The organism is Rhizobacter terrae (assembly GCF_003852895.1).
Classification (GTDB): Bacteria; Pseudomonadota; Gammaproteobacteria; order Burkholderiales; family Burkholderiaceae_C; genus Albitalea; species Albitalea terrae.
In genome coordinates, this window is record NZ_QUSW01000006.1 from 22,931 (window position 1) to 38,618 (window position 15,688).

Annotated in this window: 13 protein-coding genes; 2 read left to right on the forward strand and 11 right to left on the reverse strand. The window is 65.7% G+C overall.

Annotated features, from left to right (window positions below; genetic code table 11):
* Positions 1–8: 8 nt before the first annotated feature.
* The 6 genes from DZC73_RS20235 to DZC73_RS20260 form a co-directional block, all read right to left on the reverse strand.
* Positions 9–1,316 (reverse strand): ABC transporter permease, encoded by a 1,308-nt coding sequence (locus tag DZC73_RS20235; RefSeq protein WP_124542193.1) that lies wholly within the window; start codon positions 1,314–1,316, stop codon positions 9–11.
* Complete coding sequence (locus DZC73_RS20240) at positions 1,313–2,044, reverse strand: ABC transporter ATP-binding protein (RefSeq protein ID WP_124542194.1); 732 nt, start codon at positions 2,042–2,044, stop codon at positions 1,313–1,315. Before DZC73_RS20240 ends, DZC73_RS20235 begins: the two co-directional genes overlap by 4 nt.
* A 2-nt stretch (positions 2,045–2,046) precedes the next feature.
* Positions 2,047–3,303: an efflux RND transporter periplasmic adaptor subunit gene (locus tag DZC73_RS20245; RefSeq protein WP_124542195.1), complete on the reverse strand. Its 1,257-nt coding sequence runs from the start codon at positions 3,301–3,303 to the stop codon at positions 2,047–2,049.
* Positions 3,304–3,309: 6 nt separating this feature from the next.
* Positions 3,310–3,975 carry a YIP1 family protein gene (locus DZC73_RS20250; RefSeq protein ID WP_124542196.1) on the reverse strand — a complete coding sequence of 222 codons (666 nt, stop codon included), beginning with the start codon at positions 3,973–3,975 and terminating at the stop codon, positions 3,310–3,312.
* Positions 3,972–5,078, reverse strand: a complete 1,107-nt coding sequence (locus DZC73_RS20255; protein WP_124542197.1) for a fatty acid desaturase family protein — start codon at positions 5,076–5,078, stop codon at positions 3,972–3,974. Before DZC73_RS20255 ends, DZC73_RS20250 begins: the two co-directional genes overlap by 4 nt.
* Positions 5,079–5,196: 118 nt before the next feature.
* Complete coding sequence (locus tag DZC73_RS20260) at positions 5,197–6,021, reverse strand: helix-turn-helix transcriptional regulator (protein WP_161974663.1); 825 nt, start codon at positions 6,019–6,021, stop codon at positions 5,197–5,199.
* Positions 6,022–6,726: 705 nt separating this feature from the next.
* On the opposite strand from DZC73_RS20260, the gene DZC73_RS20265 reads away from it, so the two are divergent.
* Together DZC73_RS20265 and DZC73_RS20270 are read left to right on the forward strand one after the other, a co-directional pair.
* Positions 6,727–8,610, forward strand: coding sequence for a sensor histidine kinase (locus tag DZC73_RS20265; RefSeq protein ID WP_161974664.1), 1,884 nt, complete (start codon positions 6,727–6,729; stop codon positions 8,608–8,610).
* Positions 8,600–10,015, forward strand: coding sequence for a sigma-54-dependent transcriptional regulator (locus DZC73_RS20270; protein WP_124542200.1), 1,416 nt, complete (start codon positions 8,600–8,602; stop codon positions 10,013–10,015). Before DZC73_RS20265 ends, DZC73_RS20270 begins: the two co-directional genes overlap by 11 nt.
* Positions 10,016–10,037: 22 nt before the next feature.
* Here the strand turns inward: DZC73_RS20270 and DZC73_RS20275 are convergent, their stop codons facing one another.
* From DZC73_RS20275 to DZC73_RS20295, 5 genes are all read right to left on the reverse strand, one after another.
* A complete protein-coding gene (locus DZC73_RS20275) occupies positions 10,038–10,952 on the reverse strand; it encodes a transporter substrate-binding domain-containing protein (RefSeq protein WP_198414910.1) in 915 nt (304 codons plus the stop codon).
* A gap of 117 nt (positions 10,953–11,069) precedes the next feature.
* Positions 11,070–11,552 carry a hypothetical protein gene (locus DZC73_RS20280; protein ID WP_124542201.1) on the reverse strand — a complete coding sequence of 161 codons (483 nt, stop codon included), beginning with the start codon at positions 11,550–11,552 and terminating at the stop codon, positions 11,070–11,072.
* 153 nt (positions 11,553–11,705) lie between these two features.
* On the reverse strand, positions 11,706–12,173 hold the full coding sequence (locus DZC73_RS20285; RefSeq protein ID WP_124542202.1) for a hypothetical protein: 468 nt from the start codon (positions 12,171–12,173) through the stop codon (positions 11,706–11,708).
* A gap of 114 nt (positions 12,174–12,287) precedes the next feature.
* Positions 12,288–14,462, reverse strand: coding sequence for a PKD domain-containing protein (locus DZC73_RS30620; protein WP_124542203.1), 2,175 nt, complete (start codon positions 14,460–14,462; stop codon positions 12,288–12,290).
* Positions 14,463–15,068: 606 nt separating this feature from the next.
* Positions 15,069–15,641: a hypothetical protein gene (locus DZC73_RS20295; protein WP_124542204.1), complete on the reverse strand. Its 573-nt coding sequence runs from the start codon at positions 15,639–15,641 to the stop codon at positions 15,069–15,071.
* Positions 15,642–15,688: the final 47 nt, after the last annotated feature.

Below are 15,688 nucleotides of genomic sequence, written 5' to 3' on the forward strand. Positions count from 1 at the left end.
TCCTCGAATCATTCGTAACGCAGCGCCTCGATGGGCGTCAGATTGGCCGCATTGCTCGCAGGCAGGATGCCGAAGACGACGCCGACCAGGCCCGAGAAGCCGGCCGTGCTCACGAGCACCCACCACGGCAGCGCCGGGTCGGGAAAATTCGGGATCAGGCGGGCGATGCCCAGGCTCAACAGGTATCCCGTGACGATGCCGAGCACGCCCCCTGCGAGCGCGAGCAGGACCGCCTCGATCAGGAACTGCATGAGGATGAAGCTGCGCCGCGCACCCAGCGCCTTGGCGATGCCGATCTCGCGCGTTCGCTCGGTGACCGACACCAGCATGATGTTCATGATGCCCACGCCACCCACGAGCAGCGAGATGCTCACGATGCCCGCGACAACCAGCGTCACCACGGTCGACAGCTGCTTGAACGATTGCGCCAGCGCGTCTGAACTCTCGATCACGAAGTCATCGGCCTGGTCCCGCTGCAGCTTGTGCTGCTGGCGCATCATCGCGTTCACCCGCGCCTTGATGTTGTCGATCTGATCGGGGTCGTCGACGCTGAAGCTGATCCACAGGTCCGGTTGCACCGTCGCGCCGGTGAGCGTCACCGCGGTGTCGTAGGGCATGAGGAGGAAGTTGTCCTGGCTCAGCCCGAAGAGTTCGCCGCGCGGCTCCATCACGCCGACGATGCGGAACCAGTCGCTGCCCACCTGGATGAACCGGCCCAGCGGGTTGTCCGGCAGCTTGAGGTCGCGGCGCATCTGCTCTCCGAGCACGGCCACCCGGCGGCGCGAGGTGCTGTCGCTGTCGGCCAGGAAACGGCCCAGGCGCGGATAGGTCTTCTGCACGTCCTGGTAGCGCGAGGTGGTGCCGAAGACCTGGCCGGTGGTGACGTGGGGCCCGTTGCGAACCTCGATGCCGTATTGCCCGCCAGCCATCATCACCGGCGTGAGATTGCTGATCCCGTCGATGCGCAGGCGCAACTCCTCCAGGTCGGCCACACGAAGGCGGTTGACGCGGCCGCGCAGCGCCTCCTCCAGCGGCGTGTCCGCGCGCAGCGTCAGCGTGCCGCGTCCAAGCCCCTGGAATTCCTGCGTCACCGAATGCGACAGTCCCTGGACCAGTGCGACGACGCAGATCACCGACGCAACGCCGATCACGATGCCCAGCATGGTGAGGAAGCTGCGCAGCGAGTGCGCGCGGATGCTCGCGAGCGCCAGGTGCAGGCACTCCTCGAAGGCGTAGTAGCCGCGCATCAGGCCGCTGCTGTCGCTGCCGGGCTCGGCCTCGTCCCGAGGCCATTCGGAGGCCAGTTCTGCACTCATTGGACGATGTCCGTGCTTCGCATGGCCGCGCGCGCACCTTCGGCCGAGGCTTGCCGCTGCGCCGTGTCGTCGACGATGCGGCCATCGTGCAGGCGGACCACGCGGTGGCACTGCGCGGCGATGTCGGGTTCGTGCGTGACGATCACGAGCGTCATGCCCTGCGCATGCAGGCCCGCGAGCACCGACATGATTTCCGCTGCGGTCTTGCTGTCGAGGTTGCCCGTGGGCTCGTCGGCCAGCAGCAGCGGCGGTTCGCCGACCAGCGCCCGCGCGATGGCCACGCGCTGGCGCTGTCCGCCTGACAGCTCCGAAGGTTTGTGGTGGATGCGGTGCCCGAGGCCCACGCGATCGAGCGCCTCTTCGGCGCGCTGCCGGCGCCGCGCCGGCGCGACGCCCCGGTACACCAGCGGCTGGGCCACGTTCGCCCAGGCCGTCATGCGCGGCATGAGATGGAAGTTCTGGAAGACGAAGCCGATCTTGCGGTTGCGAACACGCGCCAGCTGGTCATCGTTCAAGCCGTCAGTGGCTTCGCCGTCGAGCGCGTAGTGGCCGCAGGTGGGGGTGTCCAGGCAGCCGAGGATGTTCATGAGCGTGGACTTGCCCGAGCCCGAGGCCCCCGTCAACGCGACGAAGGCATTGCGCGGCACATGCAGGTCGACGTCGACCAGCGCCGGCAAGGCCTCGTCGCCCAGCTGGTAAGTCTTGCCGATGCGCGACAGCCTCAGCATGGTCAGGCGTGCGGGTCGACCGCGATCGGGCCCAGGGGCGAACTGGCTGCAGGTTCCGCCGCGGCAGGGCGCGGGGCGGCGCGCACCGACTCTCCGTCGTCGAGGAAGCGCAGGGTCTTGGCCGGTCCGACGATCACCAGCTCACCCGGCTGCAGCCCGCGCAGCACCTCCACGTGCGAATCGTCGGCAACGCCGATGTCCACCGTGCGCCGCACCACTTTTCCGTTGAACATCACGAGCACCGTGTTGGCCGCAGCCGCACCGGCATGGCCGTCGGCGCGCCGCACCGCCTGCACCGGGACAGCGAGCGCGGGCTGGGCGCTCGACTTGAGCGTGGAAATCTCCGCGCGGCAACTCATGCCGGGGAAAAAGACCGAGCCCTCGACCGCGGCAAGCTTGACCTTGACCGGATAAGTACGCGCCTGGCTGCCCCCGTTCGGCATGCCGCCGTTGGCTGGCTGGCGCGGCGCCACCGACACCTGCTCGACCTGGCCGGTCAAGGCCTTGTCGGGAAATGCGGCGGGCACGATCCTGGCGGTCTGCCCCACCTGGATCTTGCCGATGTCGCTCTCATCGACCTGCACCTCTGCATACAGCGCAGAGGTGTCGCCGAGGTCCAGAAGGCTCGAACCCATCAGGCTCGTCGCGCTGGGAACGGCTGTCTCTCCGACTTTCACATGGACGGCGGTGACCTTGCCATCCATGGGCGAACGAATCTCTGTCTTGGCCAGGCGTTCCATGGCCTGCCGCAGCTGCGCCTGGGTCTGCTTGAGCACCTCCCTGCCCGTGGCGAGTTCAACCTGGGCAACTTCTTTCTGGGTGACGAACTCGTCGTATTTCTGCGCCTCGACCATGCCCGATGACAACAGGCCCCGGTAGCGCTGGAGCTTGTCAGCCTGCGCCTTCAACTGCACTTCCTGGCGGCGGATGCTGAGCTCGGACTGCCGCCGGCTGGCCTCGATCTGGGCCACTTCGGCATTGAGCGATCCGGCGTCCAGCCGCACCAGGAGCTGGCCGCGCGTGACACGGTCTCCCTCGTGCACGTGGATCTCGTCGATGCGGCCCACCACCTCGGACATCAGCGTGACGCCGCTGTGATAAGCCAGCGTGCCCGACGCGAGGATGGTGGGCGTGAGCGTGCGGCGCGCCGCCGGCTCCACGTCGACCAGCTTGGTCCGATCGCCTGCCTGCTGCTTGATCACCAGCAGCACGACCACGAGCAGTGCCGCGACGACGAACAGGACAGGTTTGCGATTCATGGCGGCTCACAGAAGCACGAGCAGCACCCATGCGCCATAGAGCACCAGCATCGGCAGCAAGGCGAGTCCCATGCTGAAGCGCCAGGACCGGCCGCTCCACACCCGCACGCCAAGCACCGTGAGCCACCACAGCCACGGATGCAGCACGGTGATCGACGACATCAGCGTGTGCCAGCGGCTGTCGCGCGGCAGGTGGAACACGAGCTCGTTGAGCGAGAGCAGGCTCAGGCCATCTTGCGTGGTCTTGGCGGCGTTGTGGGACACGAGCGGAATGACCATGAGGAACACGGTCAGCACATACGGAAAGCTGCTCCAGCAGGTGAGCGCCAGCCATTGCCGGAAGGGACGCTGGATGTTGGTGAGGCGTCCGGCCAGCCAGAAGTACGCCGCTTCGAGCACGCGCAGCAGCGGCACGCCGAGCGCAAGTGCGGCAACCGTGGACCACATCATCAGGCTCTTGGATGGCGTGTTCGCCTGCTGGCTTGCCGCGGGGCCGAAGACCTCGTCCAGCAGCCAGGGGTAGTCCACGACCCCGAAGTACCAGAAGGTCATGGCCACCTGCACGGCAACCGGCACCAGCAAGGGAAACCAGAAGCGCGGTGACTTGTCGAGCGCCGCAAACGCGGGCCGGGGGTCGACGAGGATGGACGATGCCAGTTGAAGGTTGCTCATGCTGCGCTCTGCCCGCTGCCGCGGGCGCCGTTGAAGTCATGGGTCATGGCTGCCAGGGAATGCCCGGCGTGGCGTGTGGGGGCGCCCGGCAGATGCAGGCGGCCGCCGACCAGCGCCGGGATGAGCGCGGGCCGCCGCCCGCGCGAGACGAAGATGCCGCCGAACTGCTTGTTCACCCACCGGTACTCCGGGTCCTGGAGCATCTTCCAGTGCGCGCGCCGCAGGTTCCAGAACGGGATCTCCGGACGAAGGTGATGAACGAGGTGGTAGTTCTCGTTGTGCATGCTGAAGAACAAGCCCTCCAGTGGATGGCTGAAGCGATTGCGCGTGCTGTGGAGCACGGTGGTGGCGCCGCTCGCGCCCAGCATCGGGAAGTGCTCGGCGATCTCGATGAAGCGGCCGATCACCACGAAGGCCGTGATGTACGGGACCACCCAGTACAGCAGGAGCAGCCGCCAGGCGCCGAGCGCATGAACGGCCAGCAGGATGAGCGCCCAGAACACCACCACGCAAGCGGACTCGGTCTTGCTGCCCACCAGCGCGATCAGGCGATGCTTGGCCACATACCAGAGGTACACCGGTGCATTGAGCAGCAGCATGGTGCTGATGACCTGGCGCCAGAAGAACCCGGCCGGTGTGAGGCCGCTGTACAGGCCGGCATCGAGGTACAGCTGGAAGTCCGGATCGTGCTTGGGATTGCCGAGGTACCAGTGGTGGTTGATGACGTGCGACTGGCGGTACGGACGAAACGCCTGGAAGATCAGGTAGCCCGACAGGAAGGATCCCACGAGCGCGTTGAGCCACTTGCTGCGTGCGGCCCGCCCATGCGCAGCGTCGTGCAGCAGCGTGGTCAGCGCGCGCTGGCGCGCGCCGATGACGAACACCGCGAGCGGATACAGCCACGCGGAGGTTTCACCGGCCACCACGGCGGCGGCGATGATCACATAGCCCACCGCAGCCGCGAGCAGCGAATGCCAGTTGTCGAGGACCGCGAGCTTCGCGAGCTCGTCGACGATCGGCTTGGAGAAGCGGATGTTCCGCAGCCTGCCATCGTCGGCAGGGCGCACGCTGGGGCTTCGGGCGCCATCGAAGGCTTCCTTCATGTCCGGTTCCTTTGTGTGATGCGGATCTGCGGGCGGGAATCGATCAAGGTGACCGATCCGTTTTTTACCCGCGGCCCTCGGCCTCACCTCTACGAGAACTCGTAGAGGTGAGGCGTCTTCAGGCAGCCGTCAACAGATGGGCGGCAGCGGCCACGAGCTGAACCCTGTTGTGGACCGCAAAGCGTTGACGCAATTGCCGCAGGTGATAGTCCACGGTGTGCGAAGACAGTCCGAGCCTCTCGGCGATCTCACGATCCGTCAGGCCGTCGGCAACGTGGCAAAGAACGGCGCGCTGCGTCGCAGGAATGCCCGACGCGACGAGGTTGCTGACGCTGCATTCGACCTCGGTGGTGGGCGTGGGCAAACGCACGTGATGCGACCAGAATTGATCCAGGCTCAGGATCAGCGTCAGCGCGTTGCCCAGGACCTCGTCATCGATCCAGCGCCTGCCTGGCGTGCTCGACACCAGGCTCACCACGGTGTCCTCGCCGGGCTTCGCGCCGGAACAATTGACACGCTGGAACACGCCGCTGCGCATGCCGCTGTCGGCGAGGTCCTCGATGAATCGCTTCGATCGGCCGTCCAGCGGGCGGCGCCCCATCATGTCCGTGAGCGATGCGCCATCCCACACCAGCGGAAGGCTCCAGCGCTTGCGGGCCAGGTTGCGCGGATCCACCTCGTAGTAGGCCTCACCGAAGTAGCGACGCGACCAGTCCGGCGGTGCGTAGCTCGCCATGAAGCCGCGAAAGCGGCTGCCGTCGAAGAGATGCGACGCGGTGTAGTACCCCATCCAGTCGAAGCCGAGATCGTCCAGCCGCTCGCGCACGACCGACTCGCGCTTCGATGCAGACCCGGCTGCGAGCAGCGTGCGCACGAGGCATGAATCGCCGCGCTCGCCATCGACGGCCAGGGGAATGAGCTGCGACTCGTGGAAGAACGTCACGCCCCCCACGCTGTTGTTGCCGACGTTCCCGTTCCCATATGGTTGATTGCCACTTTCTCTTTCTATCTGACACAGGCTGGCGGCTCCGCTTCTGGCGAAGGCGCGGCTGTCTACCGATGCACTGCTTGTTTGCGTGACCACGATATCCATGCGGTAACCCCATTTCAATTGGCTTGTTGCATGAGCAAGAAATCCAGCCGTGCAGCCGAACGTCACTGCACGAGGCCGCTGGACTTCCTATAGCGACAAATCCCCCAACTGCGGCTCAAACTTCTGCCGCGTCCCTCCTGTCATGTGTTGTTCGATCCAAGACTCGCGTGCAAGGCTCGCGAGGGACGTTCTCTCGCAGCTTGCGTGCCAGCGTCGCACGCACGTGCTACACAGGAGAGACAGCACACACGAAGGGCAGGAATTCGCACACGGGTGGCGGAACGCGTGTTAGGTTTCACACCACGCCGCATGGCGAGGCGACGCCCGTCGTCGCAGCCTGTGGACGAGTGCGCGCGGACATCGCCGTGTCATGGAGTTCGCGCAGGGGGTGGTCTAGGGTTTTCACCGTCGCGCGCAGCGCCTGCGCGAGTTCACATCGGCACGCGCCGCCGTGGAAGCGATCGCGAAGAGCGCTGGCATGTTCCGTGCACTGGCGTACTCGACCGTACGCCCAGCAGTGGCATCGGCTTGCCCCTCCACCTACACACATCTGTCTTGGAACTCCTTCGCAATCCGCTGCCGCGACGCTCGGTGGAAGGCACGCTGGTCTGGACGGCCATCGTGCTGATCGCCGCTGCCGCAGTGCTGATTGCGTATTCGTTCACCGAACGGGCGGGTTACGCGGAGCTGGCCGAGAAAGCCATGCACCAGCTCGACCTCTATGCGGCGGGCATCGACAGCGAACTGAGCAAGTACGAGAATCTTCCGAGCATCCTCGATCTCGACCAGGACGTGCTGCACCTGCTCGAGACGCCCGCGGACAGCGCGCTTCGCGACAAGGTCAACAAGGCCCTTCTCAATCTCAACGTCCGGGCCGGATCGCTGGCGATCGTCCTGCTGGACAGTACCGGCACGGTGCTCGCATCGAGCAATTGGTATGAGCCGGACACCTTCATCGGCCGCGACATGTCGCGCGCGTCCTTCTTCACCGACTCCTTGCGCAGCGGCCAGGCGCGCTCCTTCGTTGCCGACAAGACGCGCGGCACGCCACACCTGTTCCTGGCCCGGGCCATCAAGCAGGACCAGCGCGTCATCGGCGTGGCCGCGGTCAAGGTGAGCCTGGCCACCGTCGAGAACACCTGGATCGAGTACGCCGCGAGCTCAGGCAGCGAAAGGCTGCTGGTCATCGACGCCAGCGGCGTCGTCATCATGTCGTCGAACCCGCAGTGGCGCTACAAGACGATCAGCGCCCTGACGCCGACCCAGCAGGCGACCCTGGCGCACACCGACCGCTACCCCGACACCCCACTGAAGCCGCTGGGCATGGAAATCGAGCGGGTGCTGCACTATGGGACCAACCTCGTGCGCATCGATGTACCCGGCATGGCTGCCAAGCCCTTGCGTTTTCTCTCTGAAGAGCAAGCGATGTCGCGTCCGGACTGGCGCCTCATGACGCTCTCGGAGGTGACCCCGGTATGGCGCGACGCCCGCAATGCCGCGCTGGGCGCCGCGGGTCTTGCCGTGCTGTTCGCGCTGTTGGTCGTGCACCTTCGGCAACGGCGCCGCGCCATTGCGCTGCAGCTCGCGGCGCGCCAGGCGCTGCAGCAGGCCAACGACGAGCTCGAGTTGCGCGTCGAGGAGCGCACCGCCGAGCTGCGCCAGGCCAATGCCGCGCTGATCGGCGAAGTGGTCGAACGCAAGCGCGCGGAAGTGACGCTGCGCGAAGCCCAGGACGAACTGGTTCGCGCAAGCCGGCTGGCGCTGCTGGGCCGGATGTCCGCCGCCATCACCCATGAGATCAACCAGCCGCTGACCGCGATGCGTGCGCTGTCGGACAACTGCCGGCGCCTGCTCGTGGCAGGCCGGGTGGACAACGTCGACCGCAACCTCACGGCCATCGCTGACCTGACCGAGCGCATGGGCCGCATCACCAAGCAGCTCAAGTCGTTCGCGCGCAAGGCGCCGATGGTGGCCAGCCCCACACCGCTGTCTCACGCGGTCAGCAATGCGCTGGAAATGCTGGGCACGCGGGCTGCCGACGAAGGGGTTCAGGTGGTGCTGGACATTCCCGAGGGCTTGCGGGTGCTGTGCGACAGCTACCGCCTGGAGCAGGTGCTGCTCAACCTCTTCGGCAACGCCATGGACGCCATGAAGGAGTCGTCGAGCAAGCGCCTGAGCGTGAGCGCCACGGTCCACGGCGATCGCGTGCGCATCTGCGTGAGCGACAGCGGCAGCGGCCTTCCGGAGTCGGTGCTCAAGCATCTCTTCGAGCCCTTCTTCAGCACCAAGCCTCCGGGCGAAGGACTGGGCCTGGGGCTCGTCATCTCCAGCGGTATCGTGAAAGAGTTCGGAAGCTCGCTGCGTGCCCGCAGCCTGGGCCAGGGCGCTGCGTTCGAATTCGACATGCAATTTGAGAAAGAATTCACCCATGTCATCTAGCTTGAAAACGGCACTGGAGGGATTCAAGGTCGTCTTCGTCGACGACGATCCCTGCGTGCGCGCCAGCCTCAGCGAAACGCTGGAGCTCTCGGGCTTTCAGGTCTGCGCGTGTGAATCGGCCGAGGCGGCAATCCAGCAACTCGGCTCCTCCTACCTGGGCATCGTCATCACTGACGTCCGCCTGCCCGGCATGGACGGCCTCTCGCTGATGCGCCACGTGATCGCTGCCGACCCGGCCATTCCCGTCATCCTCATCACCGGGCACGGCGACATCTCGATGGCGGTGCAGGCCATGCGCGAAGGCGCCTACGATTTCATCGAGAAGCCCTTCCCTTCGGAGCGGCTCGTGGAGACCGCACTGCGGGCGATCGAGAAACGCGCCTTGAGGCTGGAGGTGGACACGCTGCGACGGCAGCTGAACAACAAGCAGGGCATCGAGTCGCTGATGCTGGGCAACTCACCGGCCATCCAGGAAGTCCGCAGCCAGATCCTCAACCTGGCCGACACCTCAGCCGACGTGCTGGTCATGGGTGAAACCGGAACCGGCAAGGAACTGGTGGCGCAATGCCTGCACAACCACAGCCGTCGCAGCAAGGGCAACTTCGTCGCCATCAACTGCGGCGGCATTCCGGAGACCCTGTTCGAGAGCGAGATCTTCGGGCACGAGGCGGGCGCCTTCACGAGCGCGGGCAAGCGGCGCGTGGGCAAGATCGAGCACGCCAACGGCGGAACGCTGCTGCTCGACGAGATCGAAAGCATGCCCCTGACCTTCCAGGTGAAACTGCTGCGCACGCTGCAGGAGCGCAAGGTGGAGCGGCTCGGGTCCAACGAGGAAGTGCGCGTGGATTTCCGGGTGGTCGCCGCCACGAAGTTCGACCTGAGCGCGCTCAGTCTGCAGGGCAAGTTCAGGAGCGACCTCTACTACCGGCTCAACGTGGCCGTGCTCGAGTTGCCGCCCCTGCGCGAGCGGCGCGAGGACATCCCGATCCTGTTCGAGCATTTCGTCTTGCAGGCGGCGATGAAGTACGGACGCGAAGCACCGGCCGCACCGGAACTTCTGTTGCGCCGGTTGATGGCGGCGGAGTGGCCCGGCAACGTGCGGGAGTTGCGCAATGTGGCGGACCGCTTCGTGCTGGGCCTGCTCGAACGCCGCCAGAAGGAACTGGCCACGCCTGCCGCACTCACGCTGGCGCAGCAGGTCGACATGGTCGAGAAGGCGCTGATCGAACAGACGCTCAAGCAGCATGGCGGCAGGCCCGCACCGGTGTGCATGGCCCTGGGCATCGCCAAGAAGACCTTCTACTACAAGATCAACCGCCACGGCATCGTGCTCGATCAGTTCCGCGATCGAAACGCCACGGATGCCGACCTCGACGAGAGCGAGCCGATGGCGCAGACCGGCTGAGCCCTCGCGGGTCGACGCCCGCTCAGGAGGCGTAGTCCGACACGCGGCTCGAATCCGTGGGAGAGGCGAGGACTCTTCGCAGCGCCCGGCTCATGGGAAGGCGAAGGTTGATCTGCTGCGGCGGGATCGGCGACTCGAACCACTTGCTGTAGATGGACTGGATCTGGCCGTTGTTGAACAAGGCGATGAGCGTGTCGTCGGCCAGCTTCTTGAACTCGGGATCATCCTTTCGCAAGACGATGCCGTACGGTTCGACGGACAAGGCATCGGCGCTGACGACGTAGGCGCTGGGATCGCGCGACGAAGCGATCAGCCCATGCAGCAGCACGTCGTCCATCGCGAACGCATCAGCCCGTTCGGTCTCGAGCATGCGGAAGGACTGGACGTGGTCCTTGCCCACCAGGATGTTCATCTCGATGGACTGCGTGGTCTTGAGGTCCACGAGCATGGAGATGCTCGTCGTGCCGGCGGTCGACACCGCGGTCTTGCCTCGCAGGTCCGCCAGCGTGAGCACCGGACGCCCGCGCCGCGACGCGATGCGGCTGTGGGCCACGAAGGTCGTGATGGTGAAGGCGACTTCCTTCTTCCGTTCGGCGTTGTTGGTGGTCGTGCCGCATTCCAGGTCGACCATGTGGTTGGCCACCATCGGCAGCCGGGTCGCGGACGTGACGGGGGTGAGCTTCACCTGCAGGTTGGGCATGGCCAGGCGCTGCCGCACGGCACCGACGATCCGCATGCACAGATCCATCGAGTAGCCCACGGGCTGCTGTCGCTCGTCGAGGTACGAGAAGGGAATGGAACTGTCGCGATAGCCCAGCGTCATGACGCCGGATTCCTTGATCTTCTTGAGCGTGAGCGACTCTTGCGCCACAGCGCACACACAACCGGCCATCAGCAAGACCATCGATAGACAGCGTACCGATCGTCGCTCGTTCATCCGTGCCTTTTCCTTTCAGTTTCGAATCGGCGCCGGACGTCCAGCCGGTATCACCACCCCTGACGTTACCAAGGGGGGGCAGGTTTCGCCACCCGAGAGCACCCTTAAGTGTCAACTTCAGCCCACCATCTGGCAGGCGCGATAGGCCCTCGTCGAGTCGTGCAACCGCGCAATGCACTCCGATTGCCCCAGCGCTTCCAGGACAGGCGCCAGCGGCAAACCCGTCTGGGAACTCAGGACCAGCACACTCAGCGCGGCATCCACGTCACGGCGAGTCCCGTCAAGCTCGACGCACAGTGCATCGAGCGCCTGGTCCAGGTCTTCCGCGGCCCAGCGTGGAAGCCGCTCGAAGACGCGCACCGCGCGCTCGCCGGCGTCGATGATCTCGCGCGGTGCCAGGCCGAGCGAAGTGAGCTGCGCCCAGTTCTTCGGCGCATCGCGGCACAGGATGGGCGCGATCAGCTCGAACGCGGCACGCCCGGGCCGCGCGCGGCCATGGCTCAGCGCAATGAGACGGCGAAGATTCAATTCACCAAGAACGAACGCCATCGTGTGCGCGACATGCGAGGCCTGGTCATCGGTCACGGATGAATCAGTCATGCGGACTCCTTCGGGGATGGGCACTGCGACAGCAACTCGCATGCCACGCGGTTGCCGCCCGCCAGGCATTCGCACGCGTGGACGTTATCACCAAAGACCCTGGCACCTCAATAACGACCGGTTTCTTGTGGGAATACCGGCCTCATCAGGCCGTCACTGTCCATCCTTCTTGCCAGTGCGAACGACGGTGATCGTCGTCACCGCCGTGGCCTGCGGGTACTCATGCAGCCTGGCCGTCACGTGATACGGCCCCTGGCCATCCATCGGGGCCGTGTAGGTCGCCGCGAAGGTCCCATCCGCCTGGGGTGCGGTGACGCGTTCAACACTGCCGCCGGCAGCTTCTTCCTGCACCTGCCAATCCACCGTGAAGCGCATCGCTTCGCCGCCGCCAGGCTTGGCCGTGAGCGTGACCTTCGCGCCAGGCACGACGGCAACTTCCGATGGCGACAGCGTCACGAATGGCGTCGCGACGTTCGAGCGACTCACACCCGGCCGCACGATGGGTGCGGATGACGCTTCAGGCGCGGGCGGCGAGCCCGGCGGCGCAGCGGCCGAAGGATCGGCGCAGCCCACCAACGACACCAGCGCGAGCAACACCGCGATGCTGATTCCATGAGCCATGGCCACACCCCTTGCTTCGAACAAGCGCGTTGAAAGCGCAGCAGGCCGCATCGCGCAGCGAGCGGCCTGCTCCTGTGCCAACGCCAGCCCGGCCAACCCGGGCTGGCTCGGCCGTCACTGCACCGTCAGCGTCACGTCGTCAATGACGAAGGACGTTGCCAGCGACGAGTCTTCCACTCCGAGGAAGCGCACCTGCACCGTCTGCCCGATGTACGCGTTCATGTTCAGGCTCTTGAGCGCGTAGCCCGATGCGGCATTGGCGTTGGAGTAGGTTGCCAGCGTCGCGAGTACCGTGCCAGAGCTGTTGAGCACCTGCACCTTGAGCGTGTCATAGACCGTGCTGCCCGATTCACGCGTGTCGATGTGCAGGTAGAACGCGAGCGTCGCGGTCGTCTTGCCCGCGGGGATGCTGACGGTCTGCGTGGCCGAGTCGGTATGGCTGCGGCCGTAGCCGTCCATCCATGCGAACCAGGTTCCCGCATGCGCCGTCTCGCCGCTGCAGCCGGAGTTGCTGCACAGCACGCCACTCGTCAGCGTCCACGGCGTGGCGGCGCCGCTTTCGAAGCCGGTGTTGCCCAACAGTTGCTGCGAGGTGCTGCCGCTCACCGTGAGCGACACCGTCTTCGTGTTCGAGCTGCCGTTGACGCTGTCGGTCACCGTCTCGCTCACGCTGTAGGTGCCGGCCGCGGCATAGGTGTGGCTCGGGTTGGCCGCGGTGGAAGTGGCGCCGTCGCCGAAGTTCCACGAATGCGATCCGATGGTGCCGCCCGTGTCGGTGGAGGTGTCGGTGAAGTTCACCGTCAGGCCGCTGGCGCTGAAGGTGAAGTTGGCCACCGGCGTGCCGCCCGTCGCGCTCACCGTGACTGACGCGCTCTTGGTGCTCGTCGATCCGTTGCCGCTGTCCGTCACGGTTTCCGTCACCGTGTAGGTGCCGGCCGCCGCGTAGGTGTGGCTCGGGTTGGTCGCAGTGGACGTGCTGCCATCACCGAAGTTCCACGAATGCGAGCCGATGGTGCCACCTGCATCGGTGGAGGTGTCGGTGAAGTTGGCTGTGAGCCCGCTCGTCGTGAACGTGAAGTTCGCCGTTGGCGTGCCTCCGCTGCCCGTCACGATGGCGTGCGTGAGGTCACAGCGGTTGGTGTCATTGGACCATGAGCTCTGCATCGCAAAGGAGCCCGTCGAGAACGTGACGAGTGCCGTCGCGCCCTGCCCTGAGCTGATCCATGCGCACTCGTCGGCGTTCTCTTGCCCGTTGTAGGACGAACCTGTGCGGTTGATCCATCCGCCGGCCGGGTTCTGGTCGGTGATGGTCTCGGCGTACTCGTGGCCGCCGACGATGGAGAAGCCGTCCAGCACCGAACTCACCGAACTCTGGCCGCAGCTCGTGCCTGCGTCCGTCACGTACGGCATGTTGGTGAAGGCGACGTCACCGTAGGGCGACGATGCGGCGCCGCCCGTGAGCGTGGTGTCGCCGTTGTAGTCATGCCATGCACAGAAGCCGCCGTTCGGCGTGTTGAACCCGTCGGGCTTGGTGCCCGTGGGCGACATGATGATGTACTGCACGTAGCGGTTCGACGCCGCTGTCGTGTTGCCGAAGTGCGCAGCGGCCTTCACTGCTTCGGCCGCGATCTGGTGGCCGTTGGCTGCCGAGGGCGCCGCCGCGGAGTTGTCGTACCAGACGCCGGCCAGCGCATTGCTCGGATAGCCCACGTGCGGCGCACCCGCCGGGCAGGTGGTGGCGCCGGTGGCCACGAGCGGCCCGTCGCAGTACTGCGTCATGGTGCCCGACCACAGCTCGCCGTTGGTGCCCAGGCCCTTGATCCAGGCCTGCATGTAGGGCGCCGCGCCTTTCGGGTCGCCGGTGAAGGTGGTGTAGCCGTTGGCATTGGTGCCCGCGGTGCCCCACTGCGTGCCCCAGAACACCAGGTACACCTTGGGTGAGCCGCTGGTCACGCCGACGCCGTCGACGCCGCCGTTGTAGCTGATCGTTTGCGGTCCGGTCGCCGCTGCTGCCAAAGCCGTAGCGCCGTGCTGCTTGCCGGCCGCGGCCGATGGATGCACAGGGTGGTTCTGCGCCGCCCACAGCTTCATGTTCTCGTGGGCTTCGCGCGTGGGCACTGCACCGTGCCGGTAGGGGTGCCCGTAGCGCGGCGAATGCGGGTTCACGACGTCCGTCGCGTTGCCTGCGTCCTTGCTCTGCGCGACTGCGCCGTCGAACGCGAAGCTCAGTACTGCCGCCAGTCCGATCAGGACCGCATGAAGGCGAGGCCGCAATTTGACCTTGTTCATAACCGCCAGCTCCTTACAAAGGGATCGTTGCCAGGATGGAGGAAAGTGCAGCCCAGGCCTTGTGGGCCGAAGCAGCACCGATAGGCCCTGAACGTCGGCGGACCGCAGCCCGACGGTGTGGAGGGGCGCGCATGATAGGCACGCGCGAATCGCACAAGATACAGGTGTAGACCCTGGTCGGAATACCTCGAAAGGGGCATCCAGGAAGCAGGTCGGCGGCGGTGCAGGCTGCTCCATCAAATCGACGGCAAGCCAAACCCGCGCACTCGTTGGACGAGTGCGTTGAATGCCTGCTTTGTAGTAGAGAAAACCTGACCTGGGCGTGACCAGCACGACGCGCGTGAGGTCTATGCGCGACGCGAGGAAGACGCGAGCCGAACCGGGGCCTCTTGTGCTGTTTGAGCTCCAGCGACACGGCGGTTTTGGGGTCAGAAATCCGTCGTCCAACCGACGGCCGGCGAACTGCGCGGGGCCAATTGGATGCCCGTCACCTTCTTGTTAGAGCGGCAATTGCACATAGGCGTAGAGCATGGACGCGTGTCCCATCCCGAAAGTCACGCCGGGACTCAGGTCGATCCTCGTCGATCCGCTGTCGTCCATGCGGTGCTACATGTTCAACTGCAGCACCGTACCCAGGTCTTCCGAGTAGGCATGGGACAAGCCAACGGACGCTTCGATGCGCGCGCCGGTGCGGAATTCATCCCGCTTGTTCAAGGCGCCCCAAGGCTGACCTGCCCGATCAGCGCATCGCTCAAGCCCACCGCAGCACGGCCGGCGATACTGGCGACGAGGTCCGTCGTGCCGGTGCCCGGCTGCACGGCACGTTCGGCGCGGCTGCCGTCGGCGTTGAGCACATGGATGGACCCGGTGGGCAGCTTCAGCCCACAGAACCAGGCAGTGGCCGTCTTCAGGTCGTCCGGCGCACCAGTACCTGCACGTCGCCAAGCGTCGTGAAACCGACATCGGCCATTGCTCGTCGAATCCGCAACCGAGCGTGGTGATGAAATTCAGGTTCTTCGTATGCCGCTCGATGGCATCTTCGACAGTCACCTGGCCGGTTCCCTGCGCATAGCAGTCGGTCATCAAGGTGCAGAAAGCGGACCCGCACGATGCGGCCGCGGCTGTCGACACCGCGGCCAAGGGGATGTCCAGGCCGAGTTTCAAAAGGATCTTGTTCATTCCAGCGTCCTGTCCGAGGGGCGATCTCGGACGGGCACGGGCTCGGG